This window comes from Mesorhizobium sp. RCC_202 (assembly GCF_041355295.1).
Classification (GTDB): domain Bacteria; phylum Pseudomonadota; class Alphaproteobacteria; order Rhizobiales; family Rhizobiaceae; genus Mesorhizobium.
Genome location: NZ_JBFUPO010000003.1, coordinates 487,536 through 505,050, shown reverse-complemented (window position 1 = coordinate 505,050; position 17,515 = coordinate 487,536). Strand labels below are relative to the sequence as shown.

At 63.3% G+C, this 17,515-nt stretch carries 17 protein-coding genes; 9 read left to right on the top strand and 8 right to left on the bottom strand.

All coding sequences use genetic code 11. The features are described from left to right. Positions 1–21: 21 nt before the first annotated feature. From betI to AB6802_RS09900, 4 genes are all read left to right on the top strand, one after another. Positions 22–672: a transcriptional regulator BetI gene (gene betI, locus AB6802_RS09915; RefSeq protein ID WP_371009892.1), complete on the top strand. Its 651-nt coding sequence runs from the start codon at positions 22–24 to the stop codon at positions 670–672. Between the two features lie 115 nt (positions 673–787). After that, the gene (fumC, locus tag AB6802_RS09910) at positions 788–2,185 is read left to right on the top strand and encodes a class II fumarate hydratase (protein WP_371009891.1); all 1,398 of its coding nucleotides are present in this window, start codon (positions 788–790) and stop codon (positions 2,183–2,185) included. 205 nt (positions 2,186–2,390) lie between these two features. Further along, positions 2,391–2,810 (top strand): DoxX family protein, encoded by a 420-nt coding sequence (locus AB6802_RS09905; protein WP_371009890.1) that lies wholly within the window; start codon positions 2,391–2,393, stop codon positions 2,808–2,810. A gap of 93 nt (positions 2,811–2,903) precedes the next feature. Next, positions 2,904–3,305, top strand: coding sequence for a DoxX family protein (locus AB6802_RS09900; RefSeq protein WP_371009889.1), 402 nt, complete (start codon positions 2,904–2,906; stop codon positions 3,303–3,305). A gap of 5 nt (positions 3,306–3,310) precedes the next feature. Here AB6802_RS09900 and AB6802_RS09895 read toward each other — a convergent pair whose 3' ends face one another. From AB6802_RS09895 to AB6802_RS09885, 3 genes are read right to left on the bottom strand one after another with little or no spacing between them, the layout of a single operon-like run. Next, entirely contained in the window at positions 3,311–4,363 is a 1,053-nt protein-coding gene (locus AB6802_RS09895) for a serine hydrolase domain-containing protein (RefSeq protein ID WP_371009888.1), read from the bottom strand. A gap of 53 nt (positions 4,364–4,416) precedes the next feature. Next, positions 4,417–5,952, bottom strand: a complete 1,536-nt coding sequence (ppx, locus tag AB6802_RS09890) for an exopolyphosphatase (protein ID WP_371009887.1) — start codon at positions 5,950–5,952, stop codon at positions 4,417–4,419. Then, positions 5,949–8,144, bottom strand: a complete 2,196-nt coding sequence (locus AB6802_RS09885) for an RNA degradosome polyphosphate kinase (RefSeq protein ID WP_371009886.1) — start codon at positions 8,142–8,144, stop codon at positions 5,949–5,951. Before AB6802_RS09885 ends, ppx begins: the two co-directional genes overlap by 4 nt. 264 nt (positions 8,145–8,408) lie before the next feature. On the opposite strand from AB6802_RS09885, the gene AB6802_RS09880 reads away from it, so the two are divergent. From AB6802_RS09880 to AB6802_RS09865, 4 genes are all read left to right on the top strand, one after another. After that, positions 8,409–8,654 (top strand): zinc-finger domain-containing protein, encoded by a 246-nt coding sequence (locus AB6802_RS09880; RefSeq protein ID WP_371009885.1) that lies wholly within the window; start codon positions 8,409–8,411, stop codon positions 8,652–8,654. A gap of 21 nt (positions 8,655–8,675) precedes the next feature. Then, positions 8,676–9,911, top strand: a complete 1,236-nt coding sequence (locus AB6802_RS09875) for an FAD-dependent monooxygenase (RefSeq protein WP_371009884.1) — start codon at positions 8,676–8,678, stop codon at positions 9,909–9,911. 61 nt (positions 9,912–9,972) lie between these two features. Next, positions 9,973–10,272 carry a BrnT family toxin gene (locus AB6802_RS09870; RefSeq protein ID WP_371009883.1) on the top strand — a complete coding sequence of 100 codons (300 nt, stop codon included), beginning with the start codon at positions 9,973–9,975 and terminating at the stop codon, positions 10,270–10,272. Further along, positions 10,250–10,573 (top strand): BrnA antitoxin family protein, encoded by a 324-nt coding sequence (locus AB6802_RS09865; protein WP_371009882.1) that lies wholly within the window; start codon positions 10,250–10,252, stop codon positions 10,571–10,573. The genes AB6802_RS09870 and AB6802_RS09865 overlap by 23 nt, the downstream gene beginning before the upstream one ends. Here AB6802_RS09865 and AB6802_RS09860 read toward each other — a convergent pair. From AB6802_RS09860 to AB6802_RS09840, 5 genes are all read right to left on the bottom strand, one after another. Beyond that, positions 10,570–11,244, bottom strand: coding sequence for a TIGR02117 family protein (locus AB6802_RS09860; RefSeq protein WP_371009881.1), 675 nt, complete (start codon positions 11,242–11,244; stop codon positions 10,570–10,572). The genes AB6802_RS09865 and AB6802_RS09860 overlap by 4 nt on opposite strands. A 234-nt stretch (positions 11,245–11,478) precedes the next feature. Then, positions 11,479–12,228 carry an amino acid ABC transporter ATP-binding protein gene (locus tag AB6802_RS09855; RefSeq protein ID WP_371009974.1) on the bottom strand — a complete coding sequence of 250 codons (750 nt, stop codon included), beginning with the start codon at positions 12,226–12,228 and terminating at the stop codon, positions 11,479–11,481. A gap of 128 nt (positions 12,229–12,356) precedes the next feature. After that, positions 12,357–13,514 (bottom strand): amino acid ABC transporter permease, encoded by a 1,158-nt coding sequence (locus AB6802_RS09850; protein WP_371009880.1) that lies wholly within the window; start codon positions 13,512–13,514, stop codon positions 12,357–12,359. Between the two features lie 3 nt (positions 13,515–13,517). Beyond that, positions 13,518–14,705, bottom strand: a complete 1,188-nt coding sequence (locus tag AB6802_RS09845) for an amino acid ABC transporter permease (RefSeq protein ID WP_371009879.1) — start codon at positions 14,703–14,705, stop codon at positions 13,518–13,520. A gap of 61 nt (positions 14,706–14,766) precedes the next feature. Further along, on the bottom strand, positions 14,767–15,795 hold the full coding sequence (locus tag AB6802_RS09840) for an amino acid ABC transporter substrate-binding protein (RefSeq protein ID WP_371009878.1): 1,029 nt from the start codon (positions 15,793–15,795) through the stop codon (positions 14,767–14,769). 479 nt (positions 15,796–16,274) lie between these two features. On the opposite strand from AB6802_RS09840, the gene AB6802_RS09835 reads away from it, so the two are divergent. Then, a complete protein-coding gene (locus AB6802_RS09835) occupies positions 16,275–17,450 on the top strand; it encodes a cystathionine beta-lyase (RefSeq protein ID WP_371009877.1) in 1,176 nt (391 codons plus the stop codon). The last annotated feature ends 65 nt before the right edge of the window (positions 17,451–17,515 follow it).

Here is a 17,515-nt window from a genome sequence, read left to right as displayed (position 1 = left end):
CATTGATCTGGGCGGGCGAAAATGTCAATGTGGATTCGCAATGCATGGATCGCCCCGGTGAAGCTCACGCGTCTCAGCGACATACGCCGCAAGGAGTTGCGGCAGGCGGCCTTCGCTGTGCTGGAGCGCGAAGGCATTGCCGGCGCTACGCTGGAAAAGGTGGCGGCCCAGGCCGGTGCGTCGAAGGGCATCGTGCTGCATTATTTCCGCAACAAGCAGGAATTGTTCGAGCACGCGATGCGCGAGGCCAACGCCGTGCTCTGCTATGCGGTGATCGCGAGGCTTAAGCGGGCGCGGACGCCGATGGAACGGGTCGATGCCGTGATCGAAGGCAATTTCGAGGAACACCTTTTCCTGCCGCCGCTCTGCCACGCCTGGCTGTCGCTGTGCGCCGAGGTGCCGCGCGACGAAAAGCTGGCGCGCATCCAGAAGGTCATCCACGCGCGCATGCGCTCGAACCTGTTGTCCGGGCTGCGCGGCCAGACATCGCCTGCCGTGGCGGACGAGATCGTGCTCGGCGTGACCGCGCTGATCGACGGGCTATGGCTGAGGCTCGGCCTGCAGCCGGGCAGCGTGACGCGTGACCAGGCGGTGCGCCAGGTCAAGGATTTCGTCGCCGGGCGGCTTGCCCTGCGTCAGCCGGCGCCCGCCGACATGGCTTCGGCCGGGTGAATACGCGGGATCACCCTTCAACCGATTTGCACCGCCCTCACCTTCAATCTCCGCTTGATGCGTTTTGTGCAACGCGATACGCCGTTGCGCAAAATCGACAGACCGGAGACCAGCCGTGAGCGCTCAAAAAACCAGAACCGAAACCGATACATTCGGTCCCATCGAGGTCGCCGCCGACCGCTATTGGGGGGCGCAGGCGCAGCGCTCGCTTGGCAATTTCAAGATCGGCTGGGAAAAGCAGCCGGCTTCGATCGTGCGCGCGCTCGGCATCGTCAAGCGCGCGGCGGCCGAAGTGAACATGGAGATGAAGCGGCTTGATCCGGCCGTCGGCAAGGCGGTCGTCGATGCCGCCCAGGAAGTGATCGACGGCAAGCTCAACGACCATTTCCCGCTGGTCGTCTGGCAGACGGGCTCGGGCACGCAGTCCAACATGAACGCCAATGAGGTGATCTCCAACCGGGCGATCGAAATGCTCGGCGGCGTGATGGGCTCGAAAAAGCCGGTGCACCCCAACGACCACGTCAACATGAGCCAGTCGTCGAACGACACCTATCCGACGGCCATGCACATCGCCTGCGCCGAGCAGGTCGTCCATCGCCTGATCCCGGCGCTGCACCATCTGCACAAGGCGCTGGTGGTCAAAGCCCAAGCTTTCAACCACATCATCAAGATCGGCCGCACGCACACGCAGGACGCCACGCCGCTGACGCTCGGCCAGGAATTTTCGGGCTATGCCGCGCAGGTCGCGTCGTCGATCAAGCGCATCGAGCTGACGCTGCCTGGCCTGCAGGAACTGGCGCAGGGCGGCACCGCCGTCGGCACCGGCTTGAACGCGCCGGTCGGCTTTGCGGAAAAGGTCGCGGACCGCATCGCCTCGATCACCGGCATTTCGTTCGTCACCGCGCCGAACAAGTTCGAGGCGCTGGCGGCGCATGATTCCATGGTGTTCTCGCATGGCGCGATCAACGCGGCGGCGGCGGCGCTGTTCAAGGTCGCCAACGACATCCGCTTCCTCGGCTCCGGCCCGCGTTCGGGTCTTGGTGAGCTGTCGCTGCCGGAGAACGAGCCTGGATCCTCGATCATGCCGGGCAAGGTCAACCCGACCCAGTGCGAGGCGATGACGCAGGTTTGCGTCCAGGTGTTCGGCAACAACGCAGCACTCACCTTCGCCGGCAGCCAGGGCCATTTCGAGCTCAACGTCTACAATCCGCTGATGGCCTATAATTTCCTGCAGTCGGTGCAGTTGCTTGCCGACGCTTCGGTCTCCTTCACCGACAATTGCGTCGTCGGCATCGAAGCCCGCGAGGACAACATCAAGGCCGCGCTCGACCGCTCGCTGATGCTCGTGACGGCACTCGCGCCGACCATCGGCTACGACAACGCCGCCAAGATCGCCAAGACCGCGCACAGGAACGGAACCACGCTGCGCGAGGAGGCTCTTGCCACCGGCCTGGTCAGCGAGGCCGACTACGACCGGCTGGTGCGGCCCGAGGACATGACACATCCGGGGTAAGGACATCCGGGGTAAGAACGGGGCCGCATTTGGCGGCGGGCGAATTTGCTCCCGCCTTGCCATTGCTCGACATGTTTTTCGCGCGCGTCCGCCAATCCCGGAAATGTATATTCTGTGAACAATGTGTCGCCGCATAAGCGACTTTAGTGAACAGTCGTGATCGTCTATCTCACCGAACATTCAACCCGTTCGGAGATTCACCGCCATGTCCATCAGTTCTTCCGCCGCCACCGGCACCGCGTCCAACACTTCGCTTACCATCCTCATCGGCCGCGTCCTGCTCGCCGTCATCTTCCTGCTTTCCGGCTTCGGCAAGCTGACCGCCATTTCCGGCACCGCCGCCTATTTCGGCGCGATGGGCCTGCCGGTGCCGACCGCAACGGCCGTTATCGTCGGCCTGATCGAACTGCTCGGCGGCCTTGCTGTCCTGCTCGGTTTCCAGACCCGTATCGCCGCCTGGGTGCTCGCGATCTTCACCATCGCCACCGCGCTGGTCGCCCACACCGGCTGGGCCGACCAGAACCAGATGATCCATTTCCTGAAGAACGTCGCCATCACCGGCGGCTTCCTGCTGCTCGCCTCCTCCGGCGCCGGCGCCTATTCGATCGACGCCAAGCGCGGCTGATCCCGCCTCCCAAGCTTTAGACAGAAGCGGCGCGGAATTTTCCGCGCCGCTTTTTCGTTGCAGGACTAAGCTACACCGACAAGGAAGGTGACCATGGCCCGCAACATATTGCTTCTCGTCGCACGACTGCTGCTCGCCGCGCTCTTCGTGCCGTCAGGCGTTCAAGCGCTGAGCGACATCGCCAGCACGAGCAGCTATTTCGCCGGTCTCGGCCTGCCCTTGCCCACCTTGGCCGCCTGGGGCACCGGCCTGTTCGAGGTGATCGCCGGATCGGCGATCCTGATCGGCTTCCAGACGCCGATCGTGGCGCTGCTTCTGGCTGCCTTCTGCATCGCCGCCGGCTTCATCGGCCACTATCATCAGGGCGACGATCCGACACTGTCCTTCCTGCACCAGCAGATGCTGATGAAGGACATTGCCATTGCCGGCGGCTTCCTGGCGCACGCCATGGCCGGCGCCGGCGCCTGGTCGCTCGACGGGCGTAACCGAACCTGAGGGCGTCAGGCGCGCAGGAAATTGGCGAGGATGATCTCGCGCCAGATACGGGTCGGCGTCACCCAGGCGTCCCAGGCATTATATTTCCCGGCATAGATGACGGCGGCGATATCGGCGTCCGGCATCAGCCAGAGCCGCTGGCCGCCGTTGCCGAAGCCGGCATGCCACGGCTTCGGTGCGCCGAAGGCCGGCGCCGGCGCGTCGCCGATGAACCACAGCCGGCCATAGCCGAGGCCGTCAGGCGTCGAGACCGCCGGCGCGAACGAAGCCTCGATCCAGTCTTGCGAGACGATCCGCTGCCCGTCCCACAGACCCTTGCGCAAAAGCAGTTGGCCGATCTTCAAAAGATCCGGCGCGGTCAACCTGAGGCCGGAAGCGGCTGATGCGACACCGTCCTTGCCGGCCGACCAGTAGAAACGCTCGATGCCGAGCGGCGCGAAAAGGACCTCGCGCGCGAAATCCGGCAGAGATTTGCCTGTGCCTCTGGCAATGATGGCGCCGACGAGCGCGACGCTGCCGCCGGAATAGATCCAGCGGCTGCCGGGCTCAGCGATGATCGGCCGGTCGAGCACGAAGCGATAGCGGTCAGCAGCAAGCTCCATCGCGATCTCGCTGTTTAGCGGATCGCTGTAGGGCCGGTTCTCGTCCCACTCCATGCCGAGCGTCATGGTCAGCGCGTGGCCGACGGTGATTTTGGCACGGGCGGGGTCGGCGGCAAGATCGGGGTATTCGGGAAACTGGGCGACAAGCGGCGCCTCAGGCGGCGGCACAAGGCCCCTGTCCAGAGCGATGCCATACAGCAGGCTGACGACGCTCTTGGTCACCGAGCGCAGATCATGCAACGTATCGGCGTCGAAGGCGACCTTCCCCAGCGGCCGGCCCCACGCCTCGTCGATGCCCTCGGCATAATGTTCGAGAATGACATCGCCGGAACGCGCCGCAAGCACGACATGCAGATCGCGCAGCAGGCCGGATTCGATGCCCGCGACGAGCTTTCGGTGGATCGCCGGATCGAAGCCCTGTGTCTTTGTTGCGGTCGATGGCGCTGCGCTGGTCATCAATTTTCGCTCCGCTTTGCCCCACCGTTACGAATCCGGCTGTTTCGCCGCGCCTACTTCACCGAAACGCTCGGCCCGCCCTCGACCGCCAGCACCAGGCGGCGGTTGGTGATGCGGGCGAGTTGCGCCAGCCGGCCGGCCGGGCGCTCGCCGTAGAGATCGGAGAGCGAGGCCGGCAGCACCAGCGCCAGCGCGCCATTGCCGCGGCTTTCCCATTTCAGCCTCGGCATGACGCCCGGCATCGCCGCCGTCAGAAGGTAGACGACGCGCATCATCGCCGCCAGCAGGCGGGCGCGCTCGAGCAGGCGCGGCGGCGCCAGCGCCTTGATCTCGGGCGCGATGCCGTCGTTGAAGATACCGTCATGGCGATAGGCGCTGGCCAAAGCCAGATAGGCGCGTCCAGGATGATCGACGCCGATGAAGGAGGCGTGCGCGATGATGTTGAGCGACTGCCTGCCGCGATATTCGGGATGCGCGCGCCAGCCGATATCGGCAAGCAGGCAGGCGGCGTGGCGGTAGCGCGCCTCGTCTTCCGTCTCGTCGATGCCGAACGCCTTGAAGGCCTTGCCGGTCCATTCGACGAGGTCATGCGCATGGTGCACCGAGCGCGAACGCAACAACGCCAGTTCCTCGGCGGCGGAGATCAGCGGGTCAGCCTTCTGTTCGGCGGCGTCGAGCAGCGAATAGAGAAAGCCCTCGCGCACGCCTTGCGCCGAGACGATGATCTTCGACGGCTGCATCGCCGTCATGATTTCCTGCAGGACGACGGCGCCGTAAGGCAAGAGTGAGCGGCGGTTTTTTGAGACGCCTTCGATGCCCCGCACCTTCTCGACCTCGCCGCGTGCGACCTGTTTCAGGAAGTTTTGTGCGCTCTCGTTGGAGATCTCGTAGTGGTGCATGACGCCGAGCGCGTAATTGTTCATCTCCATATGCAGCCTGGCGAGATTTCGCCAGGTGCCGCCGACGGCGTAGAAGACCCTGCCTTGGCCGCCTTTGAGCAGCTTGGCCCGCGCCAGTTCCTGGCGCGCGATCTTCTGCGCCTGGACCAGCGAGTTCTTGGCCATGTCCTGCAGGCGCAAGCCGCCGAGCGGCAGCGTGATGCCGTCGCCGATCGCCTCGCGGTTGATGTCGATCAGCTCCAGGCTGCCGCCGCCAAGGTCGCCGGCAATGCCGTTGGCCGGATGGAAGCCAGAGATGACACCAAGCGCCGAATAATGCGCCTCCTGGCGGCCGGAGAGCACGCGGATATCGGTCTTCAGCACGTCCTCGGCACGATGGATGAAATCCGGGCCGTTGATGGCTTCGCGCGCCGCCGCGGTTGCCAGCACATACATGTGCTCGGCGCCGGCCTGGTCCGACAGCGCGCGGAAACGACGGAATTCCTCCATCGAGCGCGTCACCGCCTCGGGGTCTAGTTTTCCCGTCGAAACGATGCCGCGGCCGAGGCCGGCCAGCATCTTTTCGTTGAACAGAAGCGTCGGCGAGCGCGCCAGCCCCTCATAGACGACAAGACGGATCGAGTTCGATCCGATGTCGATGATCGACAGCGGCCGCCGGTCCTGGAGCCGGCCCTGGGAAACAGAAATCACGCGGCGCCGTTCTTCTTGCGACGCTTGAACTGGGCGATGCGCCTGGGCGCATGCGATTTCAGCGCGTCACCCCGCCCGGAAAGGCTCGGATTGGTCATGAAATATTCCTGCGCGTTGAACGGCTCTTCGCCCTCTTCCAGCACAACGCGCCGGGAGGTGCCGTCAGCCAATACGTCGAAACTTTGCTGATTGTCCATGATATTGCCCAGCATGATCTGGCCAAGCACCTGTTCATGCACAGTTGGATTGGTGATCGGCACCAGCGTCTCGACGCGACGGTCGAGATTGCGCGGCATCATGTCGGCCGAGGAGATGTAGACGATCGCCTCGTCCGACGGCAGGCCGTGGCCGTGGCCGAAGCAGAAGATGCGGCTGTGTTCCAGAAAACGGCCGACGATCGACTTTACCCGGATGTTTTCCGACAGGCCTGGCACCTGCGGCCGCAGGCAGCAGATGCCGCGCACGACGAGATCGATCTCGACGCCGGCGCGGCTGGCATCATAGAGCGCGTCGATGGTGGTCGGGTCGACCAGCGCGTTCATCTTCATCCAGATGCGCGCCGGACGGCCTTCGCGGGCATGCACCACCTCTTCGGCGATGTGCTTCAGGATGCGGTTGCGCAGCGTGAAAGGCGATACGGCGAGACGCATCTCTTCGGCAGGTTCGGCATAGCCGGTGATGAAGTTGAACAGTTGCGCGACGTCGCGCGCGATCGTCGGGTCGGTGGTGAAGAAGGACAGGTCGGTGTAGATGCGCGCGGTGACCGGGTGGTAGTTGCCGGTGCCGAGATGCACATAGTTGCGCAGCTTGCCGTCCTCGCGGCGCACCACCAGCGACATCTTGGCGTGCGTCTTCAACTCGAGGAAGCCGAACACGACCTGGACACCGGCGCGTTCGAGGTCGCGCGCCCAGCGGATGTTGGCCTCCTCGTCGAAGCGCGCCTTGAGCTCGACCAGCGCCGTCACCGACTTGCCGGCCTCGGCAGCATCGACCAGGGCGCGCACGATCGGGCTGTCGTTGGACGTGCGGTAGAGCGTCTGCTTGATCGCCACCACTTCCTGATCGGCCGCTGCCTGGCGCAGGAACTGCACCACCACGTCGAAGGATTCGTAAGGGTGGTGGACGACGATATCCTTCTCGCGGATGGCGGCAAAACAGTCGCCGCCATGCTCGCGGATGCGTTCGGGGAAGCGCGGATTGTAGGGCGTGAATTTGAGATCGTCACGCGGGATGGCGACAATCTCGGAAATCTGGTTGAGCGCCAGCGGGCCGGTGAGCACGCTGATGCGGCTCGACGAGACACCGAGCTCGCCGGCGACGAAGTCACGCAACGGGGCCGGCATCAGTGTGTCGAATTCGATGCGGATCACCGAGCCGCGGCGGCGGCGCTTGAGCGCCGTCTCGAACAGGCGCACCAGGTCTTCGGACTCTTCCTCGACCTCGATATCGCTGTCGCGGATGATGCGGAACGTGCCGGAACCCTTGACCTCGTAGCCGGGGAAAAGCTTGCCGATATAGATGGCGACCACCTCCTCCAGCGGAATGAAGCGGATGTGGTGCTTGCGGTCGGGCAGCCGGATGAAGCGGCGCAGCGCCACCGGCAGGCGCAAAAGCGCGCTCATTTCCTCGCCGTTCTTGCGGTGACGCAGTTGCAACGCGATCGAGAAGCCGAGATTGGGGATGAATGGGAACGGATGCGCCGGGTCGATCGACAGCGGGGTGAGCACCGGGAAAACCTGTTCCTGGAAATGCTCTTCCAGCCAGGTCTTCTCGTCCTTGGTGAGCGCATCGCGGGTGATGCTCTCGATGCCTTCCTTGTTGAGCAGCACCATCAGCGCCGACAGGCTTTTCTGCTGGTCCTCCTGCAGGCGCTCGACCTCGCGCAGCAGTTGCTCGAGCTGCTGTTCGGGCGTGCGTCCGTCCGGGCTCTTCAGCGTGATGCCCTCGCGCACCTGGCCGGCGAGGCCGGCGACGCGGACCATGAAGAATTCGTCGAGATTGGCGGCCGAGATCGACAGGAAGCGCACCCGCTCGAGCAGCGGGTGGTGCTCGTTGAGCGATTCCTCCAGCACCCGGCGGTTGAATTGCAGCCAGGAAAACTCGCGGTTGACGAAACGATCGGGATTGCCGCCATCGGGGCTTGCCGCCTCGACGGTTATGAACTCGCTCTGCACAGGCTTCAGTTCGTTCATGGTTCCCGCTCTTGCCCCCGCAACCGTCCTTAGGCAGCGCCGCCTGTTGCCGTACCGGACGCTCTAGCACGTTTCTATGACGCATGATCGTCACGGAATCGGTCCGATTCCAGCCCAATGCGCTTAACCGGCTCAACTTATCCTCTGCCACGCTTTTGCGACAGTTTGATTTCATCGATCTTGCAAACGGGCCTGTTATGATCCAGATGCAGGCTGGTCAAACCACTAATCACACCCACTGGCCGAACCCGACGGGAGACGACGATGGCAGGCGGTAGCATTCCCCATTTCCAGAACGATGCGGGCCACCCGGCGATCGAGATCGGCGTCAAGGAATTCATGTGCACCGGCGCCAACCCACCCAACGACCATCCGCATGTGTTCCTCGACATGGGCGACGACAATGAAAAGGTCTGCCCTTATTGCTCGACGCTCTACCGCTATTCGGCGTCGCTGAAGGCGACGGAAACGCAGCCGGCGGGCTGCCTTTATATCGACCAGGCCGCTTGATCCGCAGATGATCGCTGGATCATGAGCGAAGAACGGTCCCGGCAAATAGTCATCGCCGGGGCCGGCATAGCCGGGCTGACGGCAGCACTTGCCTTTTCGGCGCGCAGCACCCCGGTAAAAATCTTCGAACAGACTAAACAGCTCGAAGCAGCCGGCGCCGGCATCCAGCTTTCCCCCAACGCGACGCGCATCCTGCGCGAACTCGGCGTGCTCGACCGCTTGCTGCCCAACGCCGTGCGGCCAGAAGCAGTGGTGCTGAAGCATGCCAAAAGCCTGCGCGAGCTGGCCCGCGTGCCGCTCGGCGCGGCTGGCGAAAAGCGTTGGGGCGCGCCTTATCTCGCGGCGCATCGCGGCGACCTGCAGGCAGCGCTGATGGCCGCCGTGGCGCGGCGACCCGATATCGAGTTGGTCACGGGCGCACAGGTGACGGGCATCGCGGTCGAAGCGCCGACAATCGCCTTGGCGGTCGAGATCGAGGGCAAGGTCAGGGACATTCCGGGCGATTTTTTGGTTGGCGCTGACGGCGTCTGGTCTTCGGTGCGCTCCCGACTCGCCGGCAAGACTGCCGGCTTCGCGCAGAGCCGCTTTTCCGGCGAGCTGGCCTGGCGCGCCACGATCCCCGCCGAGAGCCCGTCAGGCCAGGCCTTTGCCGCGATCGGCGCCGCCGACTGCGTCACGACGTTCCTGCATCCGGGCTTCCACATGGTCGCCTACCCGGTGAGCCGGGGCAGCGCCTTCAACCTTGCGGCCTTCACCAGGGGCGAACGCATCGCGGACGGCTGGTCCGGCCACGCCGACCCTGCCATCCTCACCAGCGCCGTGCGCGGCACGGCGCCGGCGCTGGCAAAGCTCGTGGGGCTCGCAGGCCCATGGACGGCATTTCCGATCCACACCGTCGAGCAACGGCGCTGGACGATGCCTGAGGGCGTCGCGCTGATCGGCGATGCCGCGCATGCCATGACGCCGTTCGCCGCCCAGGGCGCGGCGATGGCGATAGAGGACGCCGCGATGCTGGCCAATCTCGTCGCCGATTTCCCCGGAGATCCGCGGCAGAGCCTGACCATCTGGGATAATCTGCGGCGACCGCGCGTGGAAAAAGTGCTGAAGCGCGGTGCGCTCAACCGCATGGCCTGGCATGCCTGGGGGCCGGTGGCGATTGCGCGCAACCTGGTGCTGGCGACGCGCCCGGCGGGGAAGCTCGCGGCGGATCTGGACTGGCTCTATGGCTGGGAGGAGCCGAAGGTGGTGCGGCGGTAGGACATCGTGTCAGGCCTTGATGTAGTGACTATTTGTAGTTACACTTCTGTGGTTACCCTATATGGAAAAACTTCGATTTGAATGGGATATGGAGAAGGCCAGGTCAAATCTGCGCAAACACGGGGTGACTTTCGAGACTGCCGTTCGCGTTTTCGCCGATCCCTTCGCGTTGATGGAACAGGACAGGGTCGAGAGCGGTGAATACCGCTGGCAAACCACAGGCGTAGTTGATGGCACACTCGTATTGTTGGTTGCCCACGCCGACCGGGAAGAAGATGGGATAGAAGTGGTCCGGCTGATTTCGGCGAGACGGGCGACGAAAGCTGAAAGAAGACGTTATGAGCAAAACCGTTCGATATAAATTCGATCCGACAAATCCACCGCCGCTGACGGAAGCTCAGAAGGCTGAAATCGCAGCTCTGAAGGAGCGACCGGAGGAGGATGTCGATACCAGCGATATCCCGGAATTGACGGAAGAGTTCTGGCGAAAAGCTGTTCGAAATCGATATTTCAAACCGATCAAGCAGCAGCTGACCTTGCGTCTCGATTCTGATGTCGTTGCGTGGTTCAAAGAGCACACGCCAGACGGTCGTGGCTATCAAAGTGCGATCAATAAGGCATTGCGTGAGTATGTAACGAAGTACGACCGCAAAGTGAGCTAGATAGTGTAGTCATACAACCTCATCGACCACCACAGCGACACCGGCAGCGGGTTCCACCAGCCTGTCCGCAGTCCCGCAGCGCGCAGGCCACCCGCCGTCCACGTATTACAGCCCACCAGCGCGTTGAAATGGCCGTTGGCCTCGTAGAAGCGGTCGTAGGTCGAATAGCCCGCATCCTCGATTGCCAAAGGCCCCGCCGGGCCGCGCTGAAAACTCGCCGCGATATAGTCCAGCAGCGCTGCAAAATGCGCTTCGTCGATGTCGAAGCCGGCGACGTCGCGATGCGGCTCCTTGATTGCGCCGGTGATATCGACATGCATCACCGAGACGTCGAGCGTCAGCGCCTTGAGCACCGGCACTGCCTTCAGCTGCGACCAGGTCGGCGTCTCCAGGTAGAAGGCGCGGCCGCCCCAGCCGAAGACGATGTAGCGCGCATCCGGCGCGTCGGTGGGCAATCCGGCATCGGCGAGGAAAGCAAAGCGCCCTCGCACGCCGTCATCGATGGGGATGGCGATGTCGGTGTGGATCGCGTTCTTCAGCACCAATATGTGACGCGTCGCCTCGCCTGCTATGGCGGCTCGCCAGAGCGGGCGCGGCACCAGCGTGCCCAGCGCGGCGGCGAGCAGCACCGCGAAAACCAGGGTCGCCAGGCATCTCAGGAATTTTCGCATCGATGCGCGGCGCCGAAGCCGTCCGTAACTTCGTCGTCCTCGGGCTTGACCCGAGGATCCATGCCGTGACTTCGACCCAAAGCGCAGCGGCGCAGAATTCTGCAACCGTTGCAACGCCTTAGCGTCAGGGCATGGATTCCAGGGTCTGCGCGCGTCGCTCCGCTCCTTGCTCCGCCCTAGAATGACGAACGCGTGGTCGCTCCGAGCCCCTGAAACCGTCGCTCGGCGCCTGCCTCAGTGCAGTATCTGGCTGAGGAACAGTTTTGTGCGCTCGTGGCGCGGATGGTCGAAGAACTCGGCCGGCGTGTTCTGCTCGACGATCTGGCCTTGATCCATGAAGATCACCCGGTTGGCGACCTTGCGCGCAAAGCCCATCTCGTGGGTGACGCACAGCATCGTCATGCCTTCCTCGGCAAGACCCACCATCGTCTCCAACACTTCCTTGATCATCTCGGGATCGAGCGCCGAGGTCGGCTCGTCGAACAGCATGATGCGCGGGTTCATGCACAGCGAACGCGCTATCGCCACGCGCTGCTGCTGACCGCCCGACAGCTGCCCTGGATATTTGTTGGCCTGCTCCGGGATCTTCACGCGCTTCAGGAAATGCATGGCGACCTCTTCGGCCTGCTTCTTCGGCATCTTGCGCACCCAGATCGGCGCCAGAGTGCAGTTCTCCAGGATGGTCAGGTGCGGGAACAGATTGAAGTGCTGGAACACCATGCCGACCTCGCGGCGCACCTCGTCGATCTTCTTCAGATCATTGGTGAGCTCCTTGCCGTCGACGATGATCTTGCCCTTCTGGTGCTCCTCCAGCCGGTTGATGCAGCGGATCATGGTCGATTTGCCCGAGCCGGACGGACCGCAAATGACGATGCGCTCGCCGCGCATCACCTTGAGGTTGATGTCCTTCAGGACGTGGAACTCGCCATACCATTTGTGCATGCCGACGATGTCGATGGCGACATCCGTGGTCGAGATGTGCATCTTCTTGACATCGACCTTGATTTCTTCGGCGCTGACGGCGTTCTCGATGGCCATGGCCAATTCCCCTTATCGTTGTTTTCGATGCATGTCGTTGCCCCAAAACCGCATACACTCTTGGGCGACATGCATCAGCGTTTGTAGCCGGTGTCGAGCCGGCGTTCGGTGTACATTGAATAGCGCGACATGCCGAAGCAGAACAGCCAGAACACGAAGGCGGCAAAGATCAGGCCGGATTTCGGGGTCTGCGGCGAAGCCCAGTTGGGATCGGCGAAATTCTGCTTTACCACGCCCAGCAGGTCGAACATCGAGATGATCAGCACAAGGCTGGTGTCCTTGAACATGCCTATGAAAGTGTTGACGATGCCGGGGATGACCAGCTTCAGCGCCTGCGGCAAGACGATCAGGCCCATTTTCTGCCAATAGCCGAGGCCGAGCGAATCGGCACCCTCATATTGCCCTTTAGGGATCGCTTGCAGCCCGCCGCGGATCACCTCCGCCATGTAGGCGGCGGCAAACAGTGACACGCCGATCAGCGCGCGCAGATATTTGTCGAAGCTGACGCCCTCGGGAAGGAACAGCGGCAGCATCACGCTGGCGAAGAACAGCACGACAATCAGCGGAATGCCGCGCACCGTCTCGATAAATATGATGCTCAGCGTCTTGATGATCGGCATCTTCGAGCGCCGGCCAAGCGCCAGCACCACGCCGAGCGGCAGCGACACGGCAATGCCGACGAAGGAGAGGCTGAGCGTGACGAGGAGTCCACCCCAGCGGGGCGTCTCGACATGCGGCAGGCCGAATGCGCCACCAACGAGCAGGAAGAAGGCGACGATCGGCAGCGCCGCAAACAACAGGATAGCATTCAGCCCCTTGCGCGGCACGCGCGGGACCAGCATCGGCACCAGCAACGCCACGAACAGGATGGCGACAAGAATCGGCCGCCAACGCTCTTCGATCGGATACGTGCCGAACATGAACTGGCCGAACTTGGCATTGACGAAAGCCCAGCAGGCGCCGGTCCAGCCGTCAGGCTGGACGCCACCTTGCGCGGCGGTTGTGCACACCGTGCGATCCGGCCCCGTCCACTGCGCATTGATGAACGCCCAGTTGACAACCTGCGGGACAATCCAGGCAACGATGGCAATGCCGAGGACGGTAAGGATGATATCCCCCACCGAACCGATTAGGTTCTTGCGCACCCAGGCATAGGCGCCGCGTTCGCTGGGCGGTGCCGCCTGGGCGAGAGCCATCTCGGTGCGCACCCAAGCCATGTCGTGTTCCTGCATGGCCTATCTCTCCACCAGTGCCATTTTGGCGTTGACCACGTTCATGACCGCCGAGGTCACGAGACTCAGCACCAGATAGGCGATCATCATGATGAACACGCCCTCGACCGCTTGCCCCGTCTGGTTGAGCACCGTGCCGGCGGTGGCGGTGAGATCGGGATAGCCGATGGCGATCGCGAGCGACGAGTTCTTGGTCAGGTTCAGATACTGGCTGGTGAGCGGCGGAATGACGATGCGCATCGCCTGCGGCACCACGACCAGGCGCAGGATCGGGCCGGAACGCAGGCCGAGTGCGCCGGCCGCCTCGGTCTGGCCTTTGCTGACGCCCCTGATGCCGGCGCGCACGATCTCGGCGATGAAGGCCGCCGTGTAGAAGGAGAGCGCCAAAAGCAGCGACAGGAATTCCGGCTTGATCCAGAAGCCGCCGGTCAGATTGAAGGTCGACTGCTTCGGAAAATCGAAGGTGAGCGGCATACCGCTGAACAGGAAGGCAAGCAGCGGCAGGCCGACGATCAGGCCGACCGACGTCCAGAACACCGGGAACTGCTGGCCCGTCGCCAATTGCCGCTGGCGCGCTTTGCGGGCGACGAACCAGGCCATGGCGAGCGCGAGCAGGAAAGCAACGCCGATCAGCCAGGAGCCGTCACCCCACACGGCGCGTGGCAAATAGAAACCACGCTGGTTGAGAAAAGAACCGAAAGGCAGATGGATGCTGTCGCGCGGCGCCGGCAGTACAGCCAGCACGCCTGAATACCAGAAGAAAATGACCAGGAGCGGCGGGATGTTGCGGAAGATCTCGACATAGACAGTGCAGATCTTGCGGATCAGCCAGTTCTGCGACAGCCGACCGATGCCCACGGCGAAGCCGACGATGGTGGCAAGGACAATGCCGGCGACCGCTACGATGATCGTGTTGAGCAGGCCGACGACGAGCGCACGGAAATAGGTCGAGTCCGAAGTGTAGGCGATAGGCGTGTCGGAAATGTCGAAGCCGGCCCTGCTCCTGAGAAACTGGAAGCCTGAGGCAATGTGCAGGCGCTGGAGATTCTCGATGACGTTGTTGACGATCCACCAGATCGAGCCAAAGAGAAGGATTACGACCAGGGTCTGAAAGAACAGGCCGCGTATTCTCGGGTCGTTGATGAAGGAGCTACGACTCGGCTCCTCGCGAAGGATTTCCTGCGAAGCCATGGACCGTCCCCTGGAAAGAGAAACCGGGAGCCAGACGATCTGGCCCCCGGATCAGGTTCGATCAGCGAACCGGCGGACCATATTGCAGGCCGCCCTTGGTCCACAGCGCGTTGATGCCGCGTGCGATCTTGAGCGGGCTGCCCGAGCCGACATTGCGCTCGAACATTTCGCCGTAGTTGCCGACAGCTTTGACGATGTTGACCACCCAGTCGTTGGAGAGGCCGAGATCGGCGCCGTACTTGCCATCCGGCTCAGTACCGAGAAGGCGCTGGATGTTCGGGTCGTTCGAGGTCTTCATCTCGTCGACATTGGCCTGCGTGATGCCGGCTTCCTCGGCGTTGAGCAGCGCGAAATACGTCCAGCGCGCGATATGCGCCCACTGGTCGTCGCCCTGGCGCACGGCCGGCCCGAGCGGCTCTTTGGAGATGATCTCGGGCAGCACGACATGGTCGGCCGGCGAGGACAGCGTCAGGCGGATGCCGTAGAGGCCGGACTGGTCGGTGGTGTAGGCGTCGCAGCGGCCGGAATCATAGGCGGCGTTGACCTCTTCCAGCTTCTCGAAGACGACGGGGTTGTACTCCATCTTGTTCTTCTTGAAGTAGTCGGCGAGGTTGAGTTCGGTCGTGGTGCCGCTCTGCACGCAGACGGCGGCGCCCGAAAGCTGCAGCGCCGAATTCACGCCCGGCAGCTTCTTGGCGTTGATCATGAAGCCCTGGCCGTCATAGTAGGTGACGCCGACGAAATCGAGGCCAAGCGCGCTGTCGCGGTTGCTGGTCCAGGTGGTGTTGCGCGACAGGATGTCGATCTCGCCCGACTGCAGCGCGGTGAACCGCTCTTTGGCGCTGAGCGGCGTGAACTTGACCTTGGTGGCGTCGCCGAAGACGGCGGCCGCGACGGCGCGGCAGAAATCGGCGTCAATGCCCTTCCAGTCGCCCTTGTCGTCCGGCGCCGAGAAGCCAGCCAGACCTGTCGAGACGCCGCACTGGATGAAGCCTTTCGCCTTGACGGTGTCGAGCGTGCTGGCCGACGCGGCCGACGCCGTGAAGCCGAGCGCCGCGACGCCAAGAATGCCCAATGCAATGTGTTTCATGACCCACAGACCCTTTTCTGTTACAGGCGCTCCTGCTCCCAGGTGACGCTTGATCTTTTTTCGTGTGTGAATGCAGCTCCCACTTCAAGGCCCACTCCCGGACCCGCATCGTTTACGATGCACTGCCTCCCATTCACGCAACGCATCGAAGGCGATTATTCCCGTGAGGTCAAGGGAAATGACCGTTTCGCGACAGGTTTGAAAAGCAATTGCCGCAAATGCCTGAATTGCAGACAAGGGCACCAGGAAACCGGCAAGCGGTGCAAACAAATCGGTCAAATGCGGCAGGCCAAACCGGGGACCGATGCCAGAATTCGCTTGCCCGACAGCAAGCCGTTATTGAGCGGGCCAGCGGTTGGATTGGCCCAGCGTAAGAGCCGCTTTTGGCGGGGCCGCGGCGGTTGCGCGGCCTTTGCCGGCGCTCTATGGCTCTCCTCCTGACATCATTTGACCCCTGACATTATTTGTGGCGACGAACCATGGCAAAAGACGGCATCGAAATGGGCATCAACACGCTGCTTGCCCATTCCGGCAACAACCCGCGCGACTATTTCGGCTTCGTCAACCCGCCTGTCGTGCACGCCTCGACCGTGCTTTATCCCGACGCCGCCTCGATGGCCGGGCGCAGCCAGAAATACACCTATGGCACGCGCGGCACGCCGACCATGGATGCGCTCACGCTCGCCGTCGACACGCTCGAAGGGTCCGCCGGCACGATCGCAGTGCCTTCGGGGCTGGCGGCGGTGACGGTGCCGCTGATCGCTTTCCTCGGCGCCGGCGATCACCTGTTGATCGTCGACAGCGTCTACCATCCGACGCGCCACTTCGCCGACACGATGCTGAAGCGGCTGGGTGTCGAGGTCGAGTATTACGAGCCGCGCATCGGCGCCGGCATCGCCGCGCTGATCAGGCCGAACACCAAGGTCGTGTTCACTGAATCGCCGGGGTCGAACACCTATGAGGTGCAGGACATTCCGGCCATCGCCAAGGCCGCGCATGCGGCGGGCGCCATCGTCATGATGGACAACACCTGGGCGACGCCGCTCTATTTCAAGCCGCTCGATCATGGCGTCGACATTTCGATCCACGCGGCGACGAAATATCCGGCCGGGCATTCCGACGTGCTTCTCGGCCTGGTCTCGGCCAACGAGGCTTGCTGGAAGCAGCTTTTTGACAGCTTCTGCACCCTGGGCTGCTGTTCCGGCCCGGACGACATCTACCAGGTGCTGCGCGGCCTGCGCACCATGGGGGTGCGGCTCGAGCATCACCGCAAGAGCACGCTCGAGATCGCGCGCTGGCTGGAAGGGCAGCCGGGGGTGGCGCAAGTGCTGTACCCGGCGCTGGAAAGCCATCCCGACCATGCGCTCTGGAAGCGCGATTTTTGCGGCTCGACCGGTGTGTTCTCGATCGTCCTCGACGGCGGCGGACAGAAGGCGCAGCATGCCTTCCTCGACGCGCTGAAGATTTTTGGTCTCGGCTATTCCTGGGGCGGCTATGAGAGCCTCGCCGTGCCGGTCTTCCTCGGCGACCGCACCGTCGCCAAGGGCTCCTATGCCGGATCGCTGGTGCGCCTGCAGGTCGGGCTCGAAGATGTCGAGGACCTCAAGGCCGACATTTCGCGCGGGCTCGCCGCCGCTGCGGCGGCCGTGGGGTGACAAATCGATCGGCGGGGGGGCCGGCGGCCGGCTACAGCAGCAGACAGGCATTGGCCGAAGCTATA

Coding starts and splice junctions, on each gene's coding strand:
- AB6802_RS09835 (WP_371009877.1), top strand. CDS start 16,275: ATGGCAAAAGACGGCATCGAAATGGGCATCAACACGCTGCTTGCCCAT.
- AB6802_RS09870 (WP_371009883.1), top strand. CDS start 9,973: ATGGAAAAACTTCGATTTGAATGGGATATGGAGAAGGCCAGGTCAAAT.
- AB6802_RS09855 (WP_371009974.1), bottom strand. CDS start 12,228: ATGCACATCTCGACCACGGATGTCGCCATCGACATCGTCGGCATGCAC.
- AB6802_RS09850 (WP_371009880.1), bottom strand. CDS start 13,514: ATGCAGGAACACGACATGGCTTGGGTGCGCACCGAGATGGCTCTCGCC.
- betI (WP_371009892.1), top strand. CDS start 22: ATGTCAATGTGGATTCGCAATGCATGGATCGCCCCGGTGAAGCTCACG.
- AB6802_RS09895 (WP_371009888.1), bottom strand. CDS start 4,363: ATGACCAGCGCAGCGCCATCGACCGCAACAAAGACACAGGGCTTCGAT.
- AB6802_RS09900 (WP_371009889.1), top strand. CDS start 2,904: ATGGCCCGCAACATATTGCTTCTCGTCGCACGACTGCTGCTCGCCGCG.
- AB6802_RS09885 (WP_371009886.1), bottom strand. CDS start 8,144: ATGAACGAACTGAAGCCTGTGCAGAGCGAGTTCATAACCGTCGAGGCG.
- AB6802_RS09860 (WP_371009881.1), bottom strand. CDS start 11,244: ATGCGAAAATTCCTGAGATGCCTGGCGACCCTGGTTTTCGCGGTGCTG.
- AB6802_RS09865 (WP_371009882.1), top strand. CDS start 10,250: ATGAGCAAAACCGTTCGATATAAATTCGATCCGACAAATCCACCGCCG.
- AB6802_RS09905 (WP_371009890.1), top strand. CDS start 2,391: ATGTCCATCAGTTCTTCCGCCGCCACCGGCACCGCGTCCAACACTTCG.
- AB6802_RS09880 (WP_371009885.1), top strand. CDS start 8,409: ATGGCAGGCGGTAGCATTCCCCATTTCCAGAACGATGCGGGCCACCCG.
- AB6802_RS09875 (WP_371009884.1), top strand. CDS start 8,676: ATGAGCGAAGAACGGTCCCGGCAAATAGTCATCGCCGGGGCCGGCATA.
- AB6802_RS09845 (WP_371009879.1), bottom strand. CDS start 14,705: ATGGCTTCGCAGGAAATCCTTCGCGAGGAGCCGAGTCGTAGCTCCTTC.
- AB6802_RS09840 (WP_371009878.1), bottom strand. CDS start 15,795: ATGAAACACATTGCATTGGGCATTCTTGGCGTCGCGGCGCTCGGCTTC.